Origin of the sequence: Rhodococcus sp. Leaf247, assembly GCF_001426185.1 — a bacterium.
Lineage (GTDB): Bacteria > Actinomycetota > Actinomycetes > Mycobacteriales > Mycobacteriaceae > Rhodococcoides.
On the sequence record NZ_LMRP01000001.1, the window covers coordinates 1,654,215 to 1,675,216 of the forward strand.

Genomic DNA, 21,002 nt, shown 5'->3' on the forward strand with positions numbered 1-21,002 from the left:
ACGGCCGATCCTACCGGGGATTCTGCTGATCGAGCACCACGTGCTGGTCCAGCACCAGGGCCGTCGCGATGGCTGCGACTCCCTCACCTCGTCCTGTGAGGCCCAGGCCGTCGGTCGTGGTGGCGGACACCGACACCGGTCCGCCGAGGATGTTCGACAACAGCGTCTGAGCCTCGAGGCGGCGGGGGCCGATCCGCGGACGATTGCCGATTACCTGCACGGCAGCGTTGCCGACACGAAGAGAGTTCTCGGCGAGAAGTTGGCGCACGTGCATCAACATCGTGGCTCCGCTGACGCCGTCCCACTCGGGCCTGCCGGTTCCGAAGACCGATCCCAGGTCGCCGATGCCGGCCGCGGACAGCAGTGCGTCGCACAGCGCGTGCGCGGCGACGTCACCGTCGGAGTGACCGGCACAACCGTCGGCATCCTCGAACAGCAGTCCGGCCATCCAGCAGTCCCGTCCGGCCTCGACGGGGTGGACGTCGGATCCGATGCCGACTCGCATTGCTCGTCCTCTCACGGGCGAGCGATGAGCGCCCGCGCCAGAATCAGGTCCATGGGGGTGGTGATCTTGAAAGCGTCGGCGTCGCCGCGCACGGTGTGCACGTCGACACCCAATCGTTCGACCAGCCCGGCATCGTCGGTCGCCGACTCGGGGAACTCGGCGTAGGCCCTGCGCAGAGTGTCCCCGTCGAACCCTTGCGGCGTCTGCACCGAGCGCAACGTCGCTCGATCGACGGTCCCGGTGACGACACCCGCGGAGTCGACGGACTTCATGGTGTCGACGACGGGAAGAACCGGGACGACCGCCCGAGCGCCCGACGCGACAGCGTCCACCACCCGGAGGATCAAGGACGGCGGCGTGAGGCATCGCGCCGCATCGTGCACCAGCACGATGTCCGCGTGTCCCGCGGCGACCAGTCCGGCGCGCACGGAGTCGGTGCGTTCGGCGCCGCCGACGACCACGTCGACGTCCACCGCGACGGAGGCGCAGAGCTCGATCGTGCGCTCGCGCAACACCTCCGGGACGATCACGATCACACGAGAAAGGGCGCCGGAGGTCGTGAGACCGTCCAGCGCCCACTCGAGCAATGTGCGTCCCGCGAGTTCCACGAACGCCTTCGGCATGTTCTCGCCGAGGCGCACGCCCATTCCGGCAGCCGGAACGAGCGCGACGACGTCAGTCACGCGCGGCCGTCAGGAAGCCGCGGCCAGGACCTCGTCGAGCATGTTGTCCGCGCGGACCTCGTCGGTTCCCTCGGCCAGTGCGAGCTCCCCGACCAGGATCTGACGAGCCTTCGCCAGCATGCGCTTCTCGCCCGCGGAGAGTCCGCGGTCCTGCTCACGACGCCAGAGGTCACGAACGACCTCGGCGACCTTGTTCACGTCACCGGATGCGAGCTTCTCCAGATTGGCCTTGTACCGACGCGACCAGTTGGTGGGCTCCTCCGTGTGCGGCGCGCGAAGAACCTGGAACACCTTGTCCAGACCCTCCTGGCCGACGACGTCCCGGACGCCCACGTACTCGGCATTGTCGGCAGGAACTCGAACGGTGAGATCACCCTGCGCAACCTTCAGAACGAGATATTCCTTGGCCTCGCCCTTGATGGTTCGCGTCTCGATAGCTTCGATCAGCGCCGCTCCGTGGTGCGGGTAAACGACGGTGTCTCCGACCTTGAAAATCATGTGTTCGGTGCCCCTTTCGATATGGCCAGTTTAACACGCTCCCCCGGGAGGGTCGCTCCAACGGTGCAGGTCAGGGGCACAGGGCACTTCGGCCCGTACTTGACAGCGGCCGCGATACATGTATCGAGCAGGGGTTTAGGTGCCCCCGGCCGCGACACTCGTCACCCGACCTACGACCCCCGGCATCGAACTACTACGCTGCTGTAGTGGTAGCCGCCCGCCGGCACAACCGACGTGAACGACCAGTGGAGGACGACCCAGTGACCGCAACCAACGCCCCGTTTCGGCCTGCCAGAGTCGCGACGGCGGTCGCTCTCGCCCTCGGCGCAGTGATCGGCCTGTCCGCCTGCAGCGCCGGCAAGGTCTCGCAGACCGCGATGCAGGTCGCCGCCGTCAACGGCAACGGTACGGACCAGGGCACGATCTCCATGCGCAACGTGCACGTCGCTTACCCCAGCTCGGGTGAGTTCTCCCTCGAGCCCGGTGGCCGCGCGGAACTGATCTTCACCGCGATCAACACCAGCGAGACCACGGCGGACCGCCTGACGGGCATCGAGACCGAAGGGGCGTCCGAGGTGACCGTCACCGGCGCCACCGGAGGTACCTCCATCGAGATCCCCGCGCAGGCATCGGTCGCCTCCGGTGTCTCCGCCGAGCAGGACCCCACCGCCGAGGAGGGCTCGCAGTCGGTCACCGCCGTGCTCGAGGACCTGTCCGAGAACGTGCGCCCTGGCCTGACGGTGCCGGTCACCTTCACCTTCGCCGAGGCGGGCGACGTCGTCGTCAACGTTCCGGTCGATCCGGGCACCACCCCGCGCATGGAAGGCGAAGCGGAAGGCTGAGTCCGCTCGGGTCGCACGACGCGACCTGTCGGTAGCTCCCTCTAGTCTCTCGAATCGTGGCCAGACCTCGTACCAGTTATCGCTGTTCGGCGTGTAAGCACACCGTCGCCAAGTGGGTGGGCCGTTGCCCCGAGTGCGAGACGTGGGGCTCGATGGACGAGGTCACCCTTCTCGCACCCGTCAGCGCCCGGCCCGGTTCGAGCGGTGTCAGGGCCGGCTCCTCGTCGATGGTGCCGACGTCCCCCGCGCTCCCGCTCACGCAGGTCTCCAGCACCGCGTCGGTCGCTCGCCCCACCGGCGTCGACGAGCTCGACCGCGTACTCGGCGGCGGCATCGTTCCCGGTTCGGTCGTCCTGCTGGCCGGTGAACCCGGCGTCGGCAAGTCGACGCTGCTGCTCGAGGTGGTCAAGCAATGGGCCGAGCGCAGTCCGCAGGACATCGCCCTCTACGTCACCGGTGAGGAATCAGCGGGCCAGGTGCGTCTGCGGGCGGACCGTACGGGCGCCGTCCACGAACGCGTCTATCTCGCCGCCGAGAACGACCTGGCCACCATCTTCGGCCACGTCGAACAGGTCGCTCCCACCCTCGTCGTGGTCGACTCGGTGCAGACCATGCAGGCGTCCGACGTCGACGGCGTCATCGGCGGTGTCACCCAGGTCCGAGCCATCACGTCCGCGTTGACCTCGCTCGCCAAAGGCAGCGGCACGGCCGTGATCCTTGTCGGGCACGTCACCAAGGACGGCGCAGTCGCCGGTCCGCGCTCGCTGGAACACCTCGTCGACGTGGTCCTGCACTTCGAGGGTGACAAGCACTCGACCCTGCGGATGGTCCGAGGAGTCAAGAACCGGTTCGGCGCTGCCGACGAGGTGGGCTGCTTCGAACTGCGCGAAGGTGGCATCCACGGGGTCAGCGACCCGTCCGGCCTCTTCCTCCATCACCGCGCCGATTCGGTGCCCGGCACCGCTGTCACGGTCACGATGGACGGCAAGCGCGCCTTGCTCGCCGAGGTCCAGGCCCTGGTCGCCCCGTCGCACATGCCGACGCCACGGCGGGCCGTCAGCGGTCTCGACGCGGCTCGGGTGTCGATGATCCTGGCCGTGCTCGAACGACGATGCTCGGTGCAGCTGAGCAGCAAAGAGGTCTACGCCGCCACCATCGGTGGAATGAGAACCACCGAGCCGACGGTCGACCTGGCGCTGGCCTTGGCCGTCGCATCCGCCGCGAAGGACACGGCACTCCCCGCCGGCATGGTTGTCCTGGGAGAAGTCGGCCTCGCCGGGGAGGTGCGCCGCGTCGTCGGCGTCGATCGCCGGCTGGCAGAGGCCGCGCGCCTGGGCTTCACCTCGGCCATCGTTCCAGCCGACCAACGCCGCGGCGCCCGAGACGACACGGCCGGTGATCCGCCCGGGATGCGGGTCACGCGGGTCACCGATGTCTTCGGTGCCATGCAGGGCGCATTCGACCGCAGGAGAAAGTCGGCCGACGTGCCGGTACCCTGACTCTGCACGCGTGAAATCCGGAACGACGGCAGGGGGGTTCGACTCGATGACCGATACCGTTTCCACCCCCGACACGATCCCGCGTTCCGCGGCAGCGGCTCCCCTGACCTCGCTCCGTGACGCCATCGCCGATCTCGCGCCGGGCACCACGTTGCGCGACGGGCTCGAACGGATCCTGCGCGGACGCACCGGTGGACTCATCGTCCTCGGGTACGACGAGCACGTGGAAGCCATCTGCGACGGCGGCTTCGTGCTCGACGTCGAGTTCGCACCCACCCGCCTGCGCGAACTGTCGAAGATGGACGGCGCCGTCGTCCTGTCCACCGACGGATCGCGCATCGTCCGAGCCAACGTCCAACTGGTGCCGGACCACACCATCCCCACCGTCGAGTCGGGAACCCGGCACCGCGCAGCCGAACGTACGGCCATCCACACGGGGTACCCGGTGATCTCCGTCAGCCAGTCCATGAGCATTCTCAGCGTTTACGTCGGCGGAACCCGCCACGTGATCGAGGGGTCGGCGACGATCCTCTCGCGCGCCAACCAGGCCGTGGCGACACTGGAGCGGTACAGCGCCCGGCTCGACGAAGTCACCCGTCAACTGTCGCTGACGGAGATCGAGGATTCGGTGACGCTGCGCGACGCGCTGACCGTTGCCCAGCGTCTCGAGATGGTGCGCCGGGTGTCGGTGGAGATCGAGCAGAACGTCCTCGAACTCGGTACCGACGGAAGGCAGTTGGCGCTCCAGCTCGAAGAGTTGGTGGGCGACAACGACTCTGCCCGGCAGCTCGTCGTCCGCGACTATCTCGCCGGCAACGAGACACCCACCACCGCTGCCGTCGAACGATCACTCGCGGCGCTCGACCGGCTCACGGACGTCGACCTGCTCGACCTCACCGTCCTCGCGCGCGCCTTCGGCTACCCGGCCACCATCGAAGCCCTCGACGCACCGATGAGCCCCCGCGGCTACCGACTGTTGACGCGGGTTCCTCGGCTGCAGTTCCATCAGGTCCACAAACTGGTCGGGCACTTCGGCACGCTGCAGACACTGCTGGCCGCGACAGCCGCGGACCTGCAGTCGGTCGACGGCATCGGCGGCTTGTGGGCGCGACATATCCGAGAAGGTCTGTCCCGCATGGCAGAAGCCAGCATCTCCGGACCCTTCGACTGAGTCGAACGGTTCGCGGCGCAAAACAGAGTTCGCTGACGTCGGACGGATCTGCGGACGTTGCAACGTCAGCACATACGGCAACGGTCAGCGAATGCGGCGCTGCACGTTCCCGCGGGCATTTCGTGTTCCCGCGGCGACTGCAGCACCCGCGGCAGAAGGAAACTCCCGCGGGAACGGCATTCGCTGACATTGGACGGCTTCGCGGATGTTGCACGGTGCAGCGTCAGCGAATACGGCAACGGTCAGCGAATACGCTCGGCATCAGGTGATGTTGAACGTCTCCGGGGAGCTGCGGAGCTGACCCAGCTGGCCGACGACGCTGTACCCGCCCGGGCCGACCGGGTTACGCGGTGCTGCGCAGCCGGGCTCGGAGGTGGTGGCGGACCACTTGACCGAGAAGGGGGCCTGCTCACCGGGCTGCAGGGTGCGGAGGTCGGGTGCGGTGGTGGGGAAGCAGTCGACGTTCGACCACAGACGCTGACCCTCGAGGGTGTACACCAGCACCTGTTGCAGGCCCGACCCCAGATCGCGCTCGCAGGCGGAGGTGCCGATGTTGGTGACGACGACGGTGAACGCCGGTTCCTGGCCCGCAGGGTAGGTCGGCTGGTCGGGCGAGGCCTTCACGGCAAGCGACTGGTCGGCGCACTGGCCGGGGGCGACCGGAGCGGCAGATGTCGTCGTGGCTGGAGTGGTGGATCCCGACGGTGCTGCCGCACCGCCTCCCCCGCCGCCACCCGAGCCGCCGGCCGGAGCCGAACCGCCCGTGGCAGAAGCATCGGGGCGGTACGTGGTGGCTGCGGACGGCGCGAGGGACGCCGATGCTGCTGCGGACTCGGAATCCTGGGATCCCCCGCCGGTCAGAGAGACTATGAGCCACACGACCAGCCCGATGACCACGACTGCGCCACCGATCGCGAGCGCGCGGCGTCGCCAGTAGATCTCGGGAGGCAGGGGTCCGTTCGGCTCGAGCACAGATCAACCGTATGTGCCGACGCGGTGACCGAGCGGCACCTACTACGGCGTGTCGCTCGCCGTCGCCGACGAGGTGAGCAGATCACTCGCGTCGGTCCGGTCGGTCGACCCCATCTCGACGTGTCCGATGTCGCCCAGCGCACCCTGGAACTCGACCTTGCCGTCGGCCAGTTTGTAGGTCAGGCCGACGATGGCGAGCTTGCCGGCGGCGACGCGCTTCTCGAGGATCGACGACCGATCGATCAGCAGTTTTCCGGTCTCGAGGACGTGGCGTGCCTCGACGTCGTCGGCGCGCGTGTACCCCAGGCGGTGGGCGTTGAGGACGGACGGCGTGACCCGCTCGACGATGTCGCGGATGAAGCCACCGGGGACGGTTCCCTCGTCCAGCGCGTTGATGGTCGCCTTGACGGCGCCGCAGCTGTCGTGACCGAGAATGACGATGAGGGGCGCTTCGAGGACCTCGGCGCCGAACTCCAGGGAACCGAGAACGGCCGAGTCGACGACCTGACCGGCCGTGCGGACGACGAACATGTCGCCGAGACCCTGGTCGAAGATGATCTCTGCCGCGACGCGGGAATCGGAGCACCCGAAGACGATCGCGGTGGGGTGTTGGCCGTCGACGAGCGACGCGCGGTGATCCACCCCCTGGCTGGGATGCTCCGGGCGGCCGTCGACGAATCGACGATTACCCTCGACGAGTGCGTTCCATGCTGAGCGGGGACTCGAGTTAGGCATGTAGTCATTGTTACCGAAACATGCGTCACCCGCCGGTGGCGGCCCCGACTTCCGGGAGGAATCACAGACAGTGGACACCGACGTCTTGGTCGACTGGTTCACGCGCGATGCCCGTGATCTGCCGTGGCGCCGCCCGGACGTGAGCGGCTGGCAGATCCTGATGAGCGAAGTCATGCTCCAGCAGACGCCCGTCGTGCGGGTCGCGCCGATCTGGCTCGAGTGGGTGCAGCGGTGGCCGGTGCCGTCGGCGATGGCCGCGTCGTCACGCGCCGACGTCATCCGCGCCTGGGGGAAGTTGGGGTACCCGCGCCGTGCAGCGAGGTTGCACGAGTGCGCAGCCGTCCTCGCCGAACGCCACGGTGACGAGACACCCCGGGACGTCGACACCCTGCTGACCCTTCCCGGCGTCGGCGCCTACACGGCGAGGGCCGTCGCCTGTTTCGCCTACGGCCAGCGGGTTCCCGTCGTGGACACCAATGTGCGACGCGTCGTCGCCCGCGCGGTGCACGGCCTAGCAGAACCCGGAAACCCCCGGATCACACAGGATCTCGCGGACGTGGAGGCTCTACTGCCGGACGACGTCGCGACGGCGGCGACGCTGAGTGCGGCGCTGATGGAACTGGGCGCGGTCATCTGCACGGCTCGCAAGCCTGCCTGCGCGCTGTGCCCCCTCCCGTCGTGCGCCTGGGTCGATGCCGGTCGTCCGGCGCACGAGGGACCTGCGAAGAAGGTGCAGAAGTTCGCCGGCACCGACCGTCAGGTGCGTGGGAAGTTGATGGACGTACTGCGGTCGACGACGGTCCCCGTGCCGAAGCAGACCCTGGACCTGGTGTGGCTCACCGATCCGGGACAGCGCGAGCGGGCCCTGGCCTCACTGCTCACGGACGGGTTGGTCGAGCAGACGGCCGGTGGCGAGTTCACGCTCGCCGGGGAGGGCTCGTAGGAAGTTCTCCACCGCGAGCCGGTACTCCACGGGACGCTCGTCGTGGATCAGGTGACCGGCGCCGCCGATCAGCTCATACCTCGAATCTGCTGCCACCGCGGCCATCTCCCGCATCTGACCGGTGGGAGTCACCGTGTGCTCGGCCTCCAGCACCAGAGTCGGGGCGCGCACGTCGCGCCACTGCTGCCAGAACTCCCGCCGTCCCCACTCGTCGGAGATCGCCTGGAACGTATCGACGTCGCCGTGCAGCCTCCACCCGTCGTCACCACGCTCGAACGAGTCCAGGAAGTATTGTCCCGCAACGTTTCCGAAGTAGCCCCTCACGGCATCCTCGTCGTCGAACGGGTGCGGCCACGCCCTGATGACGGCGGCCCACGCGTCGGAGGTGCGCTCGCGGAAGTCGGGCGCCATGTCCTCCACGACGAGTCCGCGCACACGACCGGGCTCGCGGGCCGCGTAGCACCAGGCGTGGAGTGCGCCCATCGAATGACCGACGAGCACCAGCGAGTCGAATCCGGCCAGTGCCGTTGACAACTCGTCGACGAACGCCTCGGTGGACAGGTCCGCCGGAGCCGGGCGACCGTGTCCCGCGGCTCGGACGGTGAAGACACGGCCGTGATCTCGCAGCCACGGAATCTGTCGTCGCCACGTGTCGGGCCCGCCCATGAGCCCGTGCAGAAGTATCACGGGAACACCGGAACCGCCTTCGTCGCGCAGCACGCCGCCACCGTATCGCGAGCCACGCAGGTAGCCTCGAGCCATGCCAGTGGTCAAGATCAACGCCATCGAGGTGCCCGAGGGCGCCGGTGCAGAACTCGAGAAGCGGTTCGCCGCCCGCGCGCAGTCCGTCGACGGCTCGCCCGGTTTCCTGGGGTTCCAGCTGCTCCGCCCCGTCAAGGGTGAGAGCCGGTACTTCGTCGTCACGCAGTGGGAGGACGAGGAGTCCTTCCAGGCGTGGGCTGCCGGACCGGCGCGCGCCGCTCATTCGGGCGAGCGCGCGAAGCCCGTGTCCTCGGGTGCGTCCCTGCTCGAGTTCGACGTCGTTCTCGACGTGCCCGCTCGTCGCGACTGACCGACCCCATTTCGACGCCCCGGCAAACCGACCACAGGTGCCCGGTAGGGTCGCGATACCGGCATCCGACCCGAAACGAGGCACGGCTTTGCAGCACACGCCACGCAGGTACGCCATCGTGGCCGCTGCCGTCGCAGTCACTCTGTCTCTCGCCGGCTGCGGCGGAGTCGATCCCCTTCTCGAGTCCGGCGCGGCACGCGACAGTGCGCCGACTACCGAGGCGAGCACCGCGCCCGCCGACGGTTCCGACGCGGCATCTCCGATCACCACGGTCACCGACACGATGCTCGGGTGGATCACAGCTCCGGATCCCACTGCGCTCGATCCGGCCGCCATCGACGCGCTGGCCGCGCCCGAGTTGGCGGAGGCACTCGCCCAGGTGGGCGGCCTCGTCGGCCCCGTCGCCCAGATCATCTCCAGCGGACCCATCACCGTCGGCGAACGGTCCGAGAACGGACTCGAGTCGACGGTCGCCCTCACCACGGGCCGCGGGGCGCCGCTGACTCTGCGCCTGCGCGCCACCGAGACCGGATTACTGTCCGGCATCCAGGCGCTTCCCGACGCGTCGACCGTCACCTCGTTCGCCGCCGCCGACACCGCCCTCGGCTCTCTCGGCGCTCGGACGTCCTACGTCGCCTCACGCGTGACGGACGGACGCTGCACACCCGTTCACGCGCTGAACGCCGACGAGAGTCTGCCGTTGGCGTCGATATCCAAGCTGTACGTCCTGGGAGCACTCGCACGGGCCGTCGGCAACGGGTCGGTGTCGTGGGACGAGCAGCTCACCGTCACCGACGCGCGCAAGTCCGCCCCGTCGGGACAGTTGCAGTTCGCGCCCGAGGGAACTCCGGTCACCGTCCGCGAGGCGGCGGAGGCGATGATCGCGATCAGCGACAACACCGCCACCGACCTCATCATCGACCGCATCGGGCGGGACGCGGTGGAGGCCGAGGTGAGCACCATGGGTCACGCGGATCCGGCGGCGCTGACACCGTTCCCCACGACCCGCGAATTCTTCCTGCTCGGATGGGGTCTTCCGGATCTGCGCGAGCAGTGGCGCGGGGCCGACACACAGACGCGGCGCGACATCCTCGCTAGCATCGAGACCCGCACGATCGACAGCCAGCCGGTCGACGCTGCAACGGCGGATCTGGACTACGAGGGCATCGTCACTCGGCCCGGCACTCCCGACGGAGTGGAATGGTTCGGCAGCGCGAACGACATCTGCCGGGCATACGCGGCGCTGACCGTGGGCCCGCAGAGCGACGTGGTGCGACAGATTCTCGCGTTGAACCCCGGCGCAGAGGTCGATCCCGCTCGCTGGCCGTATGTCGGCTACAAGAACGGCAACGCCGCGGGCGACGTCTCCGGGTCGTGGTTGCTGACGGACGCATCGGGTCAGGACTGGGTCGTGGCGACGCAGCTGGCATCCGACGAGACCGTCGGCCCCCTGGACAACGCCTATGCGTTCGCCGTCGTCCAGGGGACGTTCGAGCTGTTGCGCTAGCTCTCGAGAGCGGCGTCGAGCGTGATCTCGACGCCCGTCAGCGCCTTGCTCACCGGGCAGGTCTCCTTGGCGTTCTGCGCAGCCTTCGCGAAACCGTCGGCGTCCAGACCGTCGACTTCACCGCGCACCGTGATCTTGATGCCGGTCAGCTTGAAGCCGACCTCGTCCGGTCCGAGCGACACCTCGGCGGTGACGTCGAGGCTCTGCGGGGTGCCACCGGCCTCGGCGATGACGGCCGAGAGCTGCATGGCGTAGCAGGACGAGTGCGCCGCGGCGATGAGCTCTTCGGGGCTGGTCGTGCCGCCGGCGTCGTCCGCCGCACGCTTGGGGAACGACACGTCGTACGTGCCGACCTTGGAGCTGGAGAGCTCGACCTGTCCCGAGCCCTCCTCGAGCGAACCGTTCCATGCTGTCCGTGCTGTGCGTGTAGGCATTGCCGTCCTTGTATCGAGTCGGATCACTGTCGATCACCAGCGTAGACAGCTCGACCCGACAGGGGGTCAGCCTTCGCGAGAGATCACCGAGATCACGTTCCCCGACGGGTCGGTGAACCACGCGATCGAGGGGCCGTTGTTCTTCATGACGCCGTTCTCCTCCTGCGGGAAACCGTCGTATCGCAGGAAGGTGACCCCCTTCGCGGCGAGGTCCGCGACGGCCGTGTCGATGTCGGTCACCGGGATGTTCAGGATGGTGAATGCCGCGGGCTCGTGATCGGGCTTCGGGTACGCGATCGCCGTCGTGCGACGGTCGATGCGGATCATGAGGATGCCCATGCTGTTGCGCATCACCCGCATCCCCAGGACGGTCGAGTAGAACTCGGCGGTCTCGTCGATGTCGCGTACCGCGAACCCCGGAAACGGTGTCGTCGGCTGACCCATCTCGACCTCCGCCTCGTCGCTGAGGCGAACCAGCTGGATCCAGTTCCCGTCGGGGTCCTTTGCCGTCGCGAAGAGGTGGCCGTCCCGATTCTCCAGCGGGCTGACCCACTCGCCGCCGAGAGCGTCGATGCGTTCGGCCACCGCGGCGGGATCGTCGGGTTCGACGTTCAGGATCGTGCGGGCGCCGTCGCGGTTCGGCCCCGACACGTCGTCGCGTCGGTCGAACATGATGAAGAAGCCATCGAGGTCGACGACCGGGTAGGGACCCGCGTCGTCGCTCACGGGCGCCTCGAAGACCTCCCCGTACCACCGCGCGAGCGCCGCGGGGTCCTCACTGGAGAGCAGGATGCTGTTCACGCTTGCTGTAGCCATACCGGTACCGACTCCGGCCGGCCTCCGAAGTCATCGCCAGAGACACCACGAACGCAGAACGGGCGGGACCCGTGAAGGTCCCGCCCGTTGCTGTGCGTACGTACTACTCGGAGCTCTCGCCCGACTTCGCCAAGTCGACGGTCAAGTCGTCGGGAAGGCTGATCGGCTTCTTCTCGCCGCGGAAGGTGAAGACTGCGTCTTCGCCCTGTCCTTCGCCGTCCCAGTTGTCGACGTCGACCAGCACGATCTGACCCGGCTCGATCTCGCCGAACAGGATCTTCTCGGACAGCTGATCCTCGATCTCGCGCTGGATGGTGCGACGCAGCGGCCGCGCACCCAACACCGGGTCGAATCCACGCTTGGCCAGAAGCGACTTGCCCTTGTCCGTGACCTCGATGGCCATGTCCTTGTTCTTGAGCGCAACTTCCACTCGCGCCAGCATGAGATCGACCATCTGGATGATCTCGTCCTTGGTGAGCTGGTGGAAGACGACGATGTCGTCGATGCGGTTCAGGAACTCGGGGCGGAAGTGCTTCTTCAGCTCGTCGTGCACCTTGAGCTTCATGCGCTCGTAGTTCGAGCCACTGCCCTCACCCGAGGAGAAGCCGAGGCCGACGGCCTTGGAGATGTCCGAGGTACCGAGGTTCGAGGTGAAGATCAGGACGGTGTTCTTGAAGTCGACCGTACGACCCTGACCGTCGGTGAGACGGCCGTCCTCGAGGACCTGCAGGAGCGTGTTGTAGATCTCCTGGTGAGCCTTCTCGATCTCGTCGAACAGCACCACGGAGAACGGCTTGCGGCGCACCTTCTCGGTGAGCTGGCCACCCTCTTCGTAGCCCACGTATCCGGGGGGCGCACCGAACAGACGCGATGCGGTGAACCGGTCGTGGAACTCGCCCATGTCGATCTGGATGAGCGCGTCGTCCTCGCCGAACAGGAAGTTCGCCAGCGCCTTCGACAGCTCGGTCTTACCCACACCGGACGGGCCGGCGAAGATGAACGAGCCCGACGGACGCTTGGGGTCCTTCAGACCGGCGCGGGTACGACGGATCGCCTTGGAGACGGCCTTGACCGCTTCGACCTGGCCGATGATGCGCTTGTGGAGTTCGTCCTCCATGCGCAGGAGACGTGTGGTCTCCTCCTCGGTCAGCTTGAAGACGGGGATGCCGGTCCAGTTACCCAGAACCTCGGCGATCTCGTTGTCGTCCACCTCGGCGATGACGTCGAGGTCGCCACTGCGCCACTGCTTCTCGCGCTCGGCACGCTGGGCGACGAGCTGCTTCTCCTTGTCGCGCAGGTTCGCGGCCTTCTCGAAGTCCTGCGCGTCGATCGCGGATTCCTTCTCACGACGGGCATCGGCGATCTTGTCGTCGAACTCGCGCAGGTCCGGCGGCGCAGTCATCCGGCGGATGCGCATGCGCGCACCTGCCTCGTCGATGAGGTCGATGGCCTTGTCGGGCAGGAACCGGTCGTTGATGTACCGGTCGGCCAGCGTCGCCGCGGCGACGAGCGCGCTGTCGGTGATCGAGACGCGGTGATGCGCCTCGTACCGGTCACGCAGACCCTTGAGGATCTCGATGGTGTGATCGACGGACGGCTCGCCCACCTGGACGGGCTGGAAACGACGCTCGAGTGCGGCGTCCTTCTCGATGTACTTGCGGTACTCGTCGAGCGTGGTCGCACCGATGGTCTGCAGCTCACCACGAGCCAACTTCGGCTTGAGGATCGACGCAGCGTCGATGGCGCCCTCGGCAGCACCTGCGCCGACGAGCGTGTGCAGCTCGTCGATGAACAGGATGATGTCGCCGCGGGTGTTGATCTCCTTGAGCACCTTCTTCAGGCGCTCCTCGAAGTCACCGCGGTACCGGCTGCCGGCCACCAGTGAACCGAGGTCCAGGGTGTAGAGCTGCTTGTCCTTGAGTGTCTCGGGGACCTCGCCGTTGACGATGGCCTGCGCGAGACCTTCGACGACGGCGGTCTTGCCGACGCCGGGCTCACCGATGAGCACCGGGTTGTTCTTGGTGCGGCGGCTGAGCACCTGCATGACGCGCTCGATTTCCTTCGCACGACCGATGACCGGGTCGAGCTTGCCTTCGAGTGCGGCCTGCGTGAGGTTGCGGCCGAACTGGTCGAGGACCAGCGACGTGGACGGGGTGCCCGCCTCGCCGCGTCCGCTACCGGACTCGCTGGGCTCCTTGCCCTGGTAGCCCGACAGCAGCTGGATGACCTGCTGGCGCACGCGGTTGAGGTCGGCGCCGAGCTTGACCAGCACCTGGGCGGCTACGCCCTCACCCTCGCGGATGAGGCCGAGCAGGATGTGCTCGGTGCCGATGTAGTTGTGTCCGAGCTGCAGCGCCTCACGCAGGCTGAGCTCGAGGACCTTCTTGGCACGCGGAGTGAACGGGATGTGCCCGGACGGTGCCTGCTGGCCCTGGCCGATGATTTCCTCGACCTGGCTGCGAACACCCTCGAGGGAGATCCCGAGCGACTCCAGAGACTTCGCCGCTACGCCTTCACCCTCGTGGATGAGGCCCAGCAGGATGTGCTCCGTGCCGATGTAATTGTGGTTGAGCATCCGGGCCTCTTCTTGGGCCAGGACGACGACGCGCCGTGCGCGGTCGGTGAACCTCTCGAACATCGCTCTCCCTCACACTGATGACGGGGCAGGCGTCGGACCCTCTAGTCCGAACCTCGAGCCCGAGTCCCACTCTAGTTGCCGTGACTGCCGAGTGCCGCTCCGCCGGGGAAGTTCATCCGACGGCGAACGGACTCGAAAAGTCCGGCACCGGTGTCATGTGGAGTCAACGCGCCGGAGCGCGGATTCGTTACCAGACGGCGGAACAGCGCTCGGGAGCCGCGATCGAGAGTCCTCTACATCCGTGGAGACTCGCGCGCAATGGCTGTCGACCATGAGATGTCATGCACATTTGTCCGTTTCATTGGGGTCATTGTCATTCATCTGAATGACAATGACGCCAGTGATGACCGATTGCAATCAGGAAGACAGTTCCCAGGCCCGCACGATCTCCGAAGAAATGCGGCCGCGAGCACTGATCTCGAATCCCTGCGTGCGCGCCCATTCGCGGATCGCCGCACTGCGTGCGCGGTCCGCCGCCCCGCGTGTACGCGCGCCGCTCGCCGTGGCGGACGCGGCGCCACCCCCGGTGGACCTGGTCGACACACGCCGCGCGTGCTGGATCCACTGGTCCATGACTTTCCGCAGCTCATTGGCATTGGAATTGGACAGGTCCAACTCGAACCACGTGCCGTCCAGACCGATGGACACCGTCTCGTCGGCCGGCACGTTGTCCACATCGTCGACCAGCGTGACCGTCACTTTTTTGACCATTCGACGCATTCCCCCCCTCAGGACACGGCGACCCGATTCGCCGAGACCTAAATATAGCGCGCATTCCGGCGAGTCGACCACCCGCGGTCCGGAATGTTAAATGCGGAAGGTCAACTTCGGTCCGGACGCACCATTGGAAAGAGGATGGTCTCGCGAATACCGAGGCCGGTCAGAGCCATCAGAAGCCGATCGATGCCCATTCCGGTACCCGTTGTCGGCGGCATCGCGTACTCCATCGCCGTCAGGAAGTCCTCGTCCAGAACCATCGCCTCGTCGTCGCCGGCGGACGCCAACCTGGCCTGGTCGACGAACCGTTCCCGCTGGACGACGGGGTCGATCAGCTCGGAGTAGCCCGTCGCCAGCTCGAAACCGCGAACGTAGAGGTCCCACTTCTCGACCACACCGGGGATGCTGCGATGCGCACGCACCAGCGGGGACGTCTCCACCGGGAAGTTCCGCACGAAGGTCGGAGTGTGCAACTGGTCGCCGCAGCTGTGCTCCCACAACTCCTCGACGAGCTTGCCGTGGCCCCAGCCCTTGCCCGACGGCACCGCGAGGCCGACGCGGTCGGCCAACGCCAGCAGGTCGTCGAGCGACGTCTGCGGGGTCACCTCGGTCCCGATGGCCGCCGACAGCGACGGATACATCTCGATGGTGGTCCACTCGCCGGAGAAGTCGTAGGACGATCCGTCTGCCAATGTCACCTCGAGAGTCCCGTACACGGACTGCACGACCTCCTGGATGAGCTCGCGCGTCATCACGGCCGAGTCGTCGTACGTTCCATAGGCCTCGTACGTCTCGAGCATCGCGAACTCCGGCGAGTGCGTGGAGTCGACGCCCTCGTTACGGAAGTTGCGGTTGATCTCGAAGACGCGATCGATCCCTCCCACGACGGCACGCTTGAGAAACAGCTCCGGTGCGATCCGCAGGAACAGGTCGATGTCCAGCGCATTCGAGTGCGTCGTGAACGGGCGCGCCGCGGCGCCGCCGTGCAGGGTCTGCAGCATCGGCGTCTCGATCTCGAGGAACCCGCGCCGTTCGAGTCCGTCGCGCAGCGCGCGCAGGGCCGAGACGCGTCGCCGGGCGTTCTCCCGCGCTTCGGGGCGGACGATCAGATCGACGTACCGCTGACGGACCCGCGATTCCTCGTTCATCTCCTTGTGGGCGACGGGGAGCGGCCGCAGCGACTTCGCGGCCATTGCCCACTCCTCCGCCATCACGCTCAGCTCGCCGCGGCGGGAACTGATGACCTCCCCGCGCACGAAGATCATGTCGCCGAGATCCACGTCCGACTTCCAGAGAGCGAGCGCATCCTCACCGACGCCCGCCAGGGAGATCATGGCCTGCAGCTGGGTTCCGTCGCCGTCCTGCAAAGTCGCGAAGCACAGCTTGCCGGTGTTGCGCAGGAAGATCACGCGCCCGGCGACGCCGACCTGGTCGCCGGTGTGCGTGTCCGGCTCGAGTGCCGGGTGGGCGGCCCGGACCTCGGCGAGCGAGTGTGTCCGCCCCACCGACACCGGGTAGGCCTCGCGCCCGGACTCGATCAGCCGCGCGCGCTTCTCGCGACGGATGCGGACCTGTTCGGGGATGTCGTCGTGCTGATCATGTGCAGGCTGGGCGTCGGTCACGAATGGTCAGCCTATAGAAACCGCGATAGCCGACAAACTTCACGGCGTCAGTGCGAGACGAGTGCGCGACCCTCACGGAGGCAATGCCGAGCACTGCTCACGACGCCGGTCAGGCCGGCAGCGATGATGGCTCGGTATCCCCCGACGACGTCGGACGACTTCCACAGGCCCAGTTCCTGGAGCGCGGCGGCCGCCAGCGAGGATGTGTATCCCTCCGAGCACAGGATGATCCACTCGACGTCGTGGTCGACAGCGGTGGCCAGGCGGGCACTGCTGGTCGGGTCGCAGCGCCATTCCAGGACGTTGCGCTCGATGGCCAAGGCACCCGGCATCGTGCCTTCGACTGCCCGCTGGGCCTGCGGACGAATGTCGACCAGGACCGCGCCGCGGGCGACCGCGTCGGCAAGATCGGACACCTCGGTGCGGCGGTAGGTCGATCGAGCGCGGGCGAGCATGTCGTCGATGGTGATCGCGGTACTCATCAGGCGTCTCCCTCGGGAAGATCGGTCAGAACGGAGCGGACACGACGCAGACCGCCGTTGTCGGAGATCCCGTAGTAGGACATGGCGGTGAGCGGCGGCGAGTAGGCGTGCACGCTCAGCGTCGGACCGGTAACCGTGATCGGATCGCCGGCGGGAGCGTGGGTGACGTCGTGGACCCAGCCCAGCGGGAACGACGCCTGGTCCCCCGCGTCGAGCCGACGGTGGTGCAACCCGTCACCGTTCCAGCGATATTCGCTCAGGGACCCGCTGAGCACGGTCAGGGCGCCGAGGGAGCCGGCGTGATCATGCAGTTCGGTCGACTTGTCGGGAACCCAACTGATCAGCCAGAGATCGACCAGATCGTCCGAATGCAGACGGACGCACCATCGTTCGGATCTGGGGAACACTCCGCCCGGGGGCAGCAGAGCATCGTGGCGGCCGTCGAGGACGTCGGCCGCACCCTGATCGGTGAGGCGCAGGAGGTCCGCCGGACGCAGAGGCGTCGGGGACACGAGAGAGACGGGTACAGCAACAGAAGGGGACAGCACGGCAGAACTCCAGGAAGGTGTGGTGACGAATCAGGGCAGGCGTCAGCCCCGACAACACTCCCGAGTTCCCGTGCGATGAGTCACGTGGAAAGTGTGGCACACCTCGTGACGACGCGCCACCTCCACCGATCCGACCGTCAGCGCCTGCGTGCCTGGTTGCGCTCGTAGACCAGACGCAGACCCTCGAGCGTGAGATCGGGTTCGAGGCGGTCGATCGACGACGAGTCGTCCATGATCAACGCAGCACTGTCCCCCGTGGCCACGACGACGACGTCGTCCCCGTCGAACCCCGGTACTTCGCGGCAGATGCGGTCCACGATGCCGTCCACGAGACCCGCGAAGCCGAACACCGCACCCGACTGCATGGCCTCGACCGTGTTCTTACCCAGAACCCCTCGGGGCCTGAGCAATTCGACCTTCCGGAGAGCGGCGGACCGCGACGCGAGGGCGTCCATGGAGATCTCGAGGCCTGGAGCGATGGACCCCCCGAGAAACTCGCCCTTCGCGGAGACGACGTCGACACACACGGACGTCCCGAAGTCGACGACGATGCACGGCGCACCGAAGAGGTGGTGGGCGGCGAGGCTGTTGACGATGCGGTCCGCCCCGACATCCTTCGGATTGTCCACCAGCAGAGGCACACCCGTGCGGACACCCGGCTCGACGACCACGTGCGGAACATGCGACCAGTACCGGGTGAGCATCGTGCGGATCTCGCGCAGCACCGACGGAACAGTCGACAGCGCGGCCACCCCGGTGATGGTCTCGACGTCGGTTCCCAGCAATCCGCCGAACGTCAACGCCAACTCGTCCGCGGTCATCGATGCGTCCGTCCGCATCCGCCGCTGACGCGTCAGACGTGCATGGTCCCCACTACCCGTGAACACCCCCAGCACGATGTTGGTGTTGCGGACGTCGACGGTGAGCAACATCAGACGGTGACCGTGTCACGCGTCGCGGGTCCGAGAGTGCGGGGTGAGATCAGCCCGGATCCGGCGGGGCTGTCCGCCGGGTCGGACCCCAGATGGACAGGCCGGTTGTCCGCATCGACGAACACGACGTTCGGCGCGTACGACTCGAGTTCGACAGGATCGAGGATGCCGTAGGCGATGATGATGACCAGGTCCCCCGGCTTCACCAGATGCGCTGCGGCACCGTTGATCCCGATGACACCGGAGCCGCGCTGTCCGGCGATCGCGTAGGTCTCGAGGCGGGCACCGTTGTCGATGTCGACGATGGTCACCTGCTCGCCTTCGAGCAACGAGGCGGCGTCGAGAAGGTCCTGGTCGATGGTGACGGATCCGACGTAGTGCAGATCGGCGTGCGTGACGGTGGCGCGGTGGATCTTCGACGTCATCATGGTGCGGAGCATGGTGTGGGTCCTGTTCGAGTCGGGTGTTCAGGAATGGCCGAGATGGCGCTGGGCATCGGCTGATTCGGGATCGCGGCCCTGGAAGCCGGTTCCCAGGGCCACGCCGACGTTGTCCAGGAGTCGGGTGCTGCCCACACGCGCAGCGACGAGCAGTCGTCCGTCGCCCTCCTCCGGCGCGTCACGCAGGTCCGCGCCTCGCACCTCGAGGTAGTCGACGTCGATCTCCGGCACCGAGTCCAGAACCGACTGCGCCGCAGCGAGAACGGCATCGGACCCGCCCTCCGCAGCGTGCGTGCCCGCGACCAGCGCGGCCGACAACGCCACGGCGATCGAGCGTTGGTTCTCGTCGAGGTACCGGTTGCGCGAGGACAGTGCGAGCCCGTCCGACTCCCGTACGATCGGAACACCGAGAATGTCGACGTCCATGTCCAGGTCACGGACCATTTGGTGGATGAGCACCAACTGCTGGTAGTCCTTCTCGCCGAAGTAGGCCGCCGTCGGACGCACGATGTTGAGCAACTTGGCCACCACTGTCAGCATGCCCGCGAAATGGCCGGGGCGCGAAGCACCTTCGAGCTCGGAGCCCAGGGGTCCGGGATGAACGGTGGTGCGCGGGCCGTTCGGGTACATGTCCGAGACGCTGGGAGCGAAGACCAGCTCGACACCTGCCCGGCGGAGGATGTCGAGATCGGCGTCGAGGGTGCGCGGATACGCGTCCAGGTCCTCGCCCGCACCGAACTGCAACGGATTGACGAAGATCGAGACCACCACCACGGCGCCACTGCGCTTCGCCATCTCCATCAACTGCACGTGTCCCGCGTGCAGCGCGCCCATCGTGGGCACCAAGGCGACGCGGCGACCAGCGGACCGCAGCGCACGCGTCACGGCGCCGACGACGGCCGGCGAATGGTGCACCGTCGTCTCCCCCGGCACATAGGCACCGTCGAGTGTGCTCACGAGTTCCTCCTCAGGATGTTCACGATGGACTGATCCGCCCCGGCGCGTTCGGCAGTACGAAGCGCGAGAGCTCGATAGCCCTCGGCGATCCTCGGGTCCAGAGCCGTGAGGACGTCCAGGTGCTTCTCGACGGTGGCTCCGTCCCCGCGCGCCACCGGGCCGGTGAGCGCGCTCTGCCCACTGCGCAGGACGTTGTCCAGAGCTGCGGACAGAAGTGGAGCCATGACGCGCTCCGCGACGCCTCCGGGACGTTGCTCGATCGGCTGCTGCCCGGTCAGTTCCGTGGCCGACAACGCACTGCGCAAAGCATCGAGCGCGTCGGCGACCAAGGTGACCAGATGATTCGAACCGTGCGCGAGGGCAGCGTGGTACAGCGTCCGCTCGTCCTCCCGCACCCCGACGGGTTCGCCGCCGATCTCGAGCACCAACGCCTGCGCGATGGCCTGACCGATCTCGTCACCGGCGGTGATACCGAAGCAGGCCGACGACAACCGGTCGGTGTCCTCGGGCTGTCCGCTGAACGTCATCGCCGGATGCACGGCCATCGTGACGACACCGCGTCCGGCGAGCGGCGCGAGAATGTCGACGCCGTTGGCGCCCGACGTGTGCATCACCAGAGTTCCGGGCGAGACCGCATCGGTGCTCGCGAGCCCCCGCACCAGGGCGTCGAGTTCCTGGTCCGGAACGGCGAGAAGCAGCAGTTCGCTGCGGCGAGCGACATCGACGGCGGGCATCACCACGGCGTCGGGCAGTCGGGACTCGGCACGGCGCAAGGACGCGTCGGAGACGGCCGCACATCCGAACACCACGTGGCCGACGCGCTCGAGCGCCTCGCCCATGGCGGTACCGACACGGCCCGCGGACACGACACCCACGGACAGGCGCGCGGGAGCAGGATCGGAGGTCAAGATCGTCCTCTCGGGGGTTCGTTCCAGTCCCGCTCGGCGGGTACCGGACCAACGGGGCCAACAGTAGCGGCCGAACCCGAG

General features: G+C 67.4%; 23 protein-coding genes. 6 read left to right on the plus strand and 17 right to left on the minus strand.

Annotated elements, in window-relative coordinates:
- Positions 1-10: 10 nt before the first annotated feature.
- Genes ispF through ASG64_RS07740 form a run of 3 tightly spaced genes read right to left on the minus strand, consistent with a single transcriptional unit; the run spans position 11 to position 1,686 of the window.
- Positions 11-505, minus strand: a complete 495-nt coding sequence (ispF, locus tag ASG64_RS07730) for a 2-C-methyl-D-erythritol 2,4-cyclodiphosphate synthase (RefSeq protein WP_042574194.1) — start codon at positions 503-505, stop codon at positions 11-13.
- Positions 506-516: 11 nt separating this feature from the next.
- Positions 517-1,188: a 2-C-methyl-D-erythritol 4-phosphate cytidylyltransferase gene (gene ispD, locus ASG64_RS07735; RefSeq protein ID WP_082518214.1), complete on the minus strand. Its 672-nt coding sequence runs from the start codon at positions 1,186-1,188 to the stop codon at positions 517-519.
- A 9-nt stretch (positions 1,189-1,197) separates the two neighbouring features.
- Positions 1,198-1,686 carry a CarD family transcriptional regulator gene (locus ASG64_RS07740; protein WP_042574195.1) on the minus strand — a complete coding sequence of 163 codons (489 nt, stop codon included), beginning with the start codon at positions 1,684-1,686 and terminating at the stop codon, positions 1,198-1,200.
- A gap of 260 nt (positions 1,687-1,946) precedes the next feature.
- On the opposite strand from ASG64_RS07740, the gene ASG64_RS07745 reads away from it, so the two are divergent.
- The 3 genes from ASG64_RS07745 to disA are packed head-to-tail and all read left to right on the plus strand — an operon-like array spanning position 1,947 to position 5,198.
- Entirely contained in the window at positions 1,947-2,528 is a 582-nt protein-coding gene (locus tag ASG64_RS07745; protein ID WP_056072904.1) for a hypothetical protein, read from the plus strand.
- 56 nt (positions 2,529-2,584) lie between these two features.
- Positions 2,585-4,027 carry a DNA repair protein RadA gene (gene radA / locus ASG64_RS07750; protein WP_056071738.1) on the plus strand — a complete coding sequence of 481 codons (1,443 nt, stop codon included), beginning with the start codon at positions 2,585-2,587 and terminating at the stop codon, positions 4,025-4,027.
- A 46-nt stretch (positions 4,028-4,073) separates the two neighbouring features.
- Positions 4,074-5,198, plus strand: a complete 1,125-nt coding sequence (gene disA, locus ASG64_RS07755; RefSeq protein ID WP_056071741.1) for a DNA integrity scanning diadenylate cyclase DisA — start codon at positions 4,074-4,076, stop codon at positions 5,196-5,198.
- 261 nt (positions 5,199-5,459) lie between these two features.
- On the opposite strand, the gene ASG64_RS07760 is transcribed toward disA, so the two are convergent.
- Both ASG64_RS07760 and ASG64_RS07765 read right to left on the minus strand, forming a co-directional pair.
- Positions 5,460-6,170: a hypothetical protein gene (locus ASG64_RS07760; RefSeq protein WP_056071744.1), complete on the minus strand. Its 711-nt coding sequence runs from the start codon at positions 6,168-6,170 to the stop codon at positions 5,460-5,462.
- Positions 6,171-6,212: 42 nt separating this feature from the next.
- Positions 6,213-6,905 carry a carbonic anhydrase gene (locus ASG64_RS07765; RefSeq protein WP_056071747.1) on the minus strand — a complete coding sequence of 231 codons (693 nt, stop codon included), beginning with the start codon at positions 6,903-6,905 and terminating at the stop codon, positions 6,213-6,215.
- A 70-nt stretch (positions 6,906-6,975) separates the two neighbouring features.
- Between ASG64_RS07765 and ASG64_RS07770 the strand changes: the two genes are divergently transcribed.
- Positions 6,976-7,848 (plus strand): A/G-specific adenine glycosylase, encoded by an 873-nt coding sequence (locus ASG64_RS07770; RefSeq protein WP_056071750.1) that lies wholly within the window; start codon positions 6,976-6,978, stop codon positions 7,846-7,848.
- Here the strand turns inward: ASG64_RS07770 and ASG64_RS07775 are convergent.
- Positions 7,777-8,568 (minus strand): alpha/beta fold hydrolase, encoded by a 792-nt coding sequence (locus tag ASG64_RS07775; RefSeq protein WP_056072906.1) that lies wholly within the window; start codon positions 8,566-8,568, stop codon positions 7,777-7,779. The genes ASG64_RS07770 and ASG64_RS07775 overlap by 72 nt on opposite strands.
- A 40-nt stretch (positions 8,569-8,608) precedes the next feature.
- On the opposite strand from ASG64_RS07775, the gene ASG64_RS07780 reads away from it, so the two are divergent.
- Entirely contained in the window at positions 8,609-8,920 is a 312-nt protein-coding gene (locus ASG64_RS07780) for an antibiotic biosynthesis monooxygenase family protein (protein ID WP_042574200.1), read from the plus strand.
- 118 nt (positions 8,921-9,038) lie between these two features.
- Positions 9,039-10,427, plus strand: a complete 1,389-nt coding sequence (locus tag ASG64_RS07785) for a serine hydrolase (RefSeq protein ID WP_156388290.1) — start codon at positions 9,039-9,041, stop codon at positions 10,425-10,427.
- Here ASG64_RS07785 and ASG64_RS07790 read toward each other — a convergent pair.
- From ASG64_RS07790 to ASG64_RS07840, 11 genes are all read right to left on the minus strand, one after another.
- Complete coding sequence (locus ASG64_RS07790) at positions 10,424-10,861, minus strand: OsmC family protein (RefSeq protein ID WP_042574201.1); 438 nt, start codon at positions 10,859-10,861, stop codon at positions 10,424-10,426. The two genes, ASG64_RS07785 and ASG64_RS07790, sit on opposite strands and share 4 nt — an antisense overlap.
- 66 nt (positions 10,862-10,927) lie before the next feature.
- Complete coding sequence (locus ASG64_RS07795; RefSeq protein WP_056071754.1) at positions 10,928-11,677, minus strand: VOC family protein; 750 nt, start codon at positions 11,675-11,677, stop codon at positions 10,928-10,930.
- A gap of 103 nt (positions 11,678-11,780) precedes the next feature.
- Entirely contained in the window at positions 11,781-14,315 is a 2,535-nt protein-coding gene (locus ASG64_RS07800) for an ATP-dependent Clp protease ATP-binding subunit (protein WP_042574203.1), read from the minus strand.
- A 357-nt stretch (positions 14,316-14,672) separates the two neighbouring features.
- Positions 14,673-15,026 (minus strand): histone-like nucleoid-structuring protein Lsr2, encoded by a 354-nt coding sequence (locus tag ASG64_RS07805; RefSeq protein ID WP_042574278.1) that lies wholly within the window; start codon positions 15,024-15,026, stop codon positions 14,673-14,675.
- A gap of 110 nt (positions 15,027-15,136) precedes the next feature.
- The gene (lysS, locus tag ASG64_RS07810; RefSeq protein WP_056071757.1) at positions 15,137-16,654 is read right to left on the minus strand and encodes a lysine--tRNA ligase; all 1,518 of its coding nucleotides are present in this window, start codon (positions 16,652-16,654) and stop codon (positions 15,137-15,139) included.
- 47 nt (positions 16,655-16,701) lie between these two features.
- Positions 16,702-17,124: a rhodanese-like domain-containing protein gene (locus ASG64_RS07815; RefSeq protein WP_056072909.1), complete on the minus strand. Its 423-nt coding sequence runs from the start codon at positions 17,122-17,124 to the stop codon at positions 16,702-16,704.
- Between the two features lie 11 nt (positions 17,125-17,135).
- The gene (locus tag ASG64_RS07820) at positions 17,136-17,648 is read right to left on the minus strand and encodes a cysteine dioxygenase (protein ID WP_327212886.1); all 513 of its coding nucleotides are present in this window, start codon (positions 17,646-17,648) and stop codon (positions 17,136-17,138) included.
- 173 nt (positions 17,649-17,821) lie between these two features.
- Complete coding sequence (locus ASG64_RS07825) at positions 17,822-18,616, minus strand: type III pantothenate kinase (protein ID WP_042574205.1); 795 nt, start codon at positions 18,614-18,616, stop codon at positions 17,822-17,824.
- A complete protein-coding gene (panD, locus tag ASG64_RS07830) occupies positions 18,616-19,056 on the minus strand; it encodes an aspartate 1-decarboxylase (RefSeq protein WP_056071759.1) in 441 nt (146 codons plus the stop codon). Before panD ends, ASG64_RS07825 begins: the two co-directional genes overlap by 1 nt.
- Positions 19,057-19,083: 27 nt before the next feature.
- Positions 19,084-20,013, minus strand: coding sequence for a pantoate--beta-alanine ligase (gene panC / locus ASG64_RS07835; RefSeq protein ID WP_042574207.1), 930 nt, complete (start codon positions 20,011-20,013; stop codon positions 19,084-19,086).
- Positions 20,010-20,924 (minus strand): Rossmann-like and DUF2520 domain-containing protein, encoded by a 915-nt coding sequence (locus tag ASG64_RS07840; protein ID WP_056072915.1) that lies wholly within the window; start codon positions 20,922-20,924, stop codon positions 20,010-20,012. Before ASG64_RS07840 ends, panC begins: the two co-directional genes overlap by 4 nt.
- Positions 20,925-21,002: the final 78 nt, after the last annotated feature.

What these genes read in the sequence shown, in the direction of transcription:
- ASG64_RS07800 (WP_042574203.1), bottom strand. Translation starts at nt 14,315, where the DNA reads ATGTTCGAGAGGTTCACCGACCGCGCACGGCGCGTCGTCGTCCTGGCC.
- ASG64_RS07805 (WP_042574278.1), bottom strand. Translation starts at nt 15,026, where the DNA reads ATGGTCAAAAAAGTGACGGTCACGCTGGTCGACGATGTGGACAACGTG.
- ASG64_RS07765 (WP_056071747.1), bottom strand. Translation starts at nt 6,905, where the DNA reads ATGCCTAACTCGAGTCCCCGCTCAGCATGGAACGCACTCGTCGAGGGT.
- ASG64_RS07795 (WP_056071754.1), bottom strand. Translation starts at nt 11,677, where the DNA reads ATGGCTACAGCAAGCGTGAACAGCATCCTGCTCTCCAGTGAGGACCCC.
- panD (WP_056071759.1), bottom strand. Translation starts at nt 19,056, where the DNA reads ATGCTCCGCACCATGATGACGTCGAAGATCCACCGCGCCACCGTCACG.
- ispF (WP_042574194.1), bottom strand. Translation starts at nt 505, where the DNA reads ATGCGAGTCGGCATCGGATCCGACGTCCACCCCGTCGAGGCCGGACGG.
- ASG64_RS07790 (WP_042574201.1), bottom strand. Translation starts at nt 10,861, where the DNA reads ATGCCTACACGCACAGCACGGACAGCATGGAACGGTTCGCTCGAGGAG.
- ASG64_RS07740 (WP_042574195.1), bottom strand. Translation starts at nt 1,686, where the DNA reads ATGATTTTCAAGGTCGGAGACACCGTCGTTTACCCGCACCACGGAGCG.
- ASG64_RS07825 (WP_042574205.1), bottom strand. Translation starts at nt 18,616, where the DNA reads ATGTTGCTCACCGTCGACGTCCGCAACACCAACATCGTGCTGGGGGTG.
- disA (WP_056071741.1), top strand. Translation starts at nt 4,074, where the DNA reads ATGACCGATACCGTTTCCACCCCCGACACGATCCCGCGTTCCGCGGCA.
- ASG64_RS07780 (WP_042574200.1), top strand. Translation starts at nt 8,609, where the DNA reads ATGCCAGTGGTCAAGATCAACGCCATCGAGGTGCCCGAGGGCGCCGGT.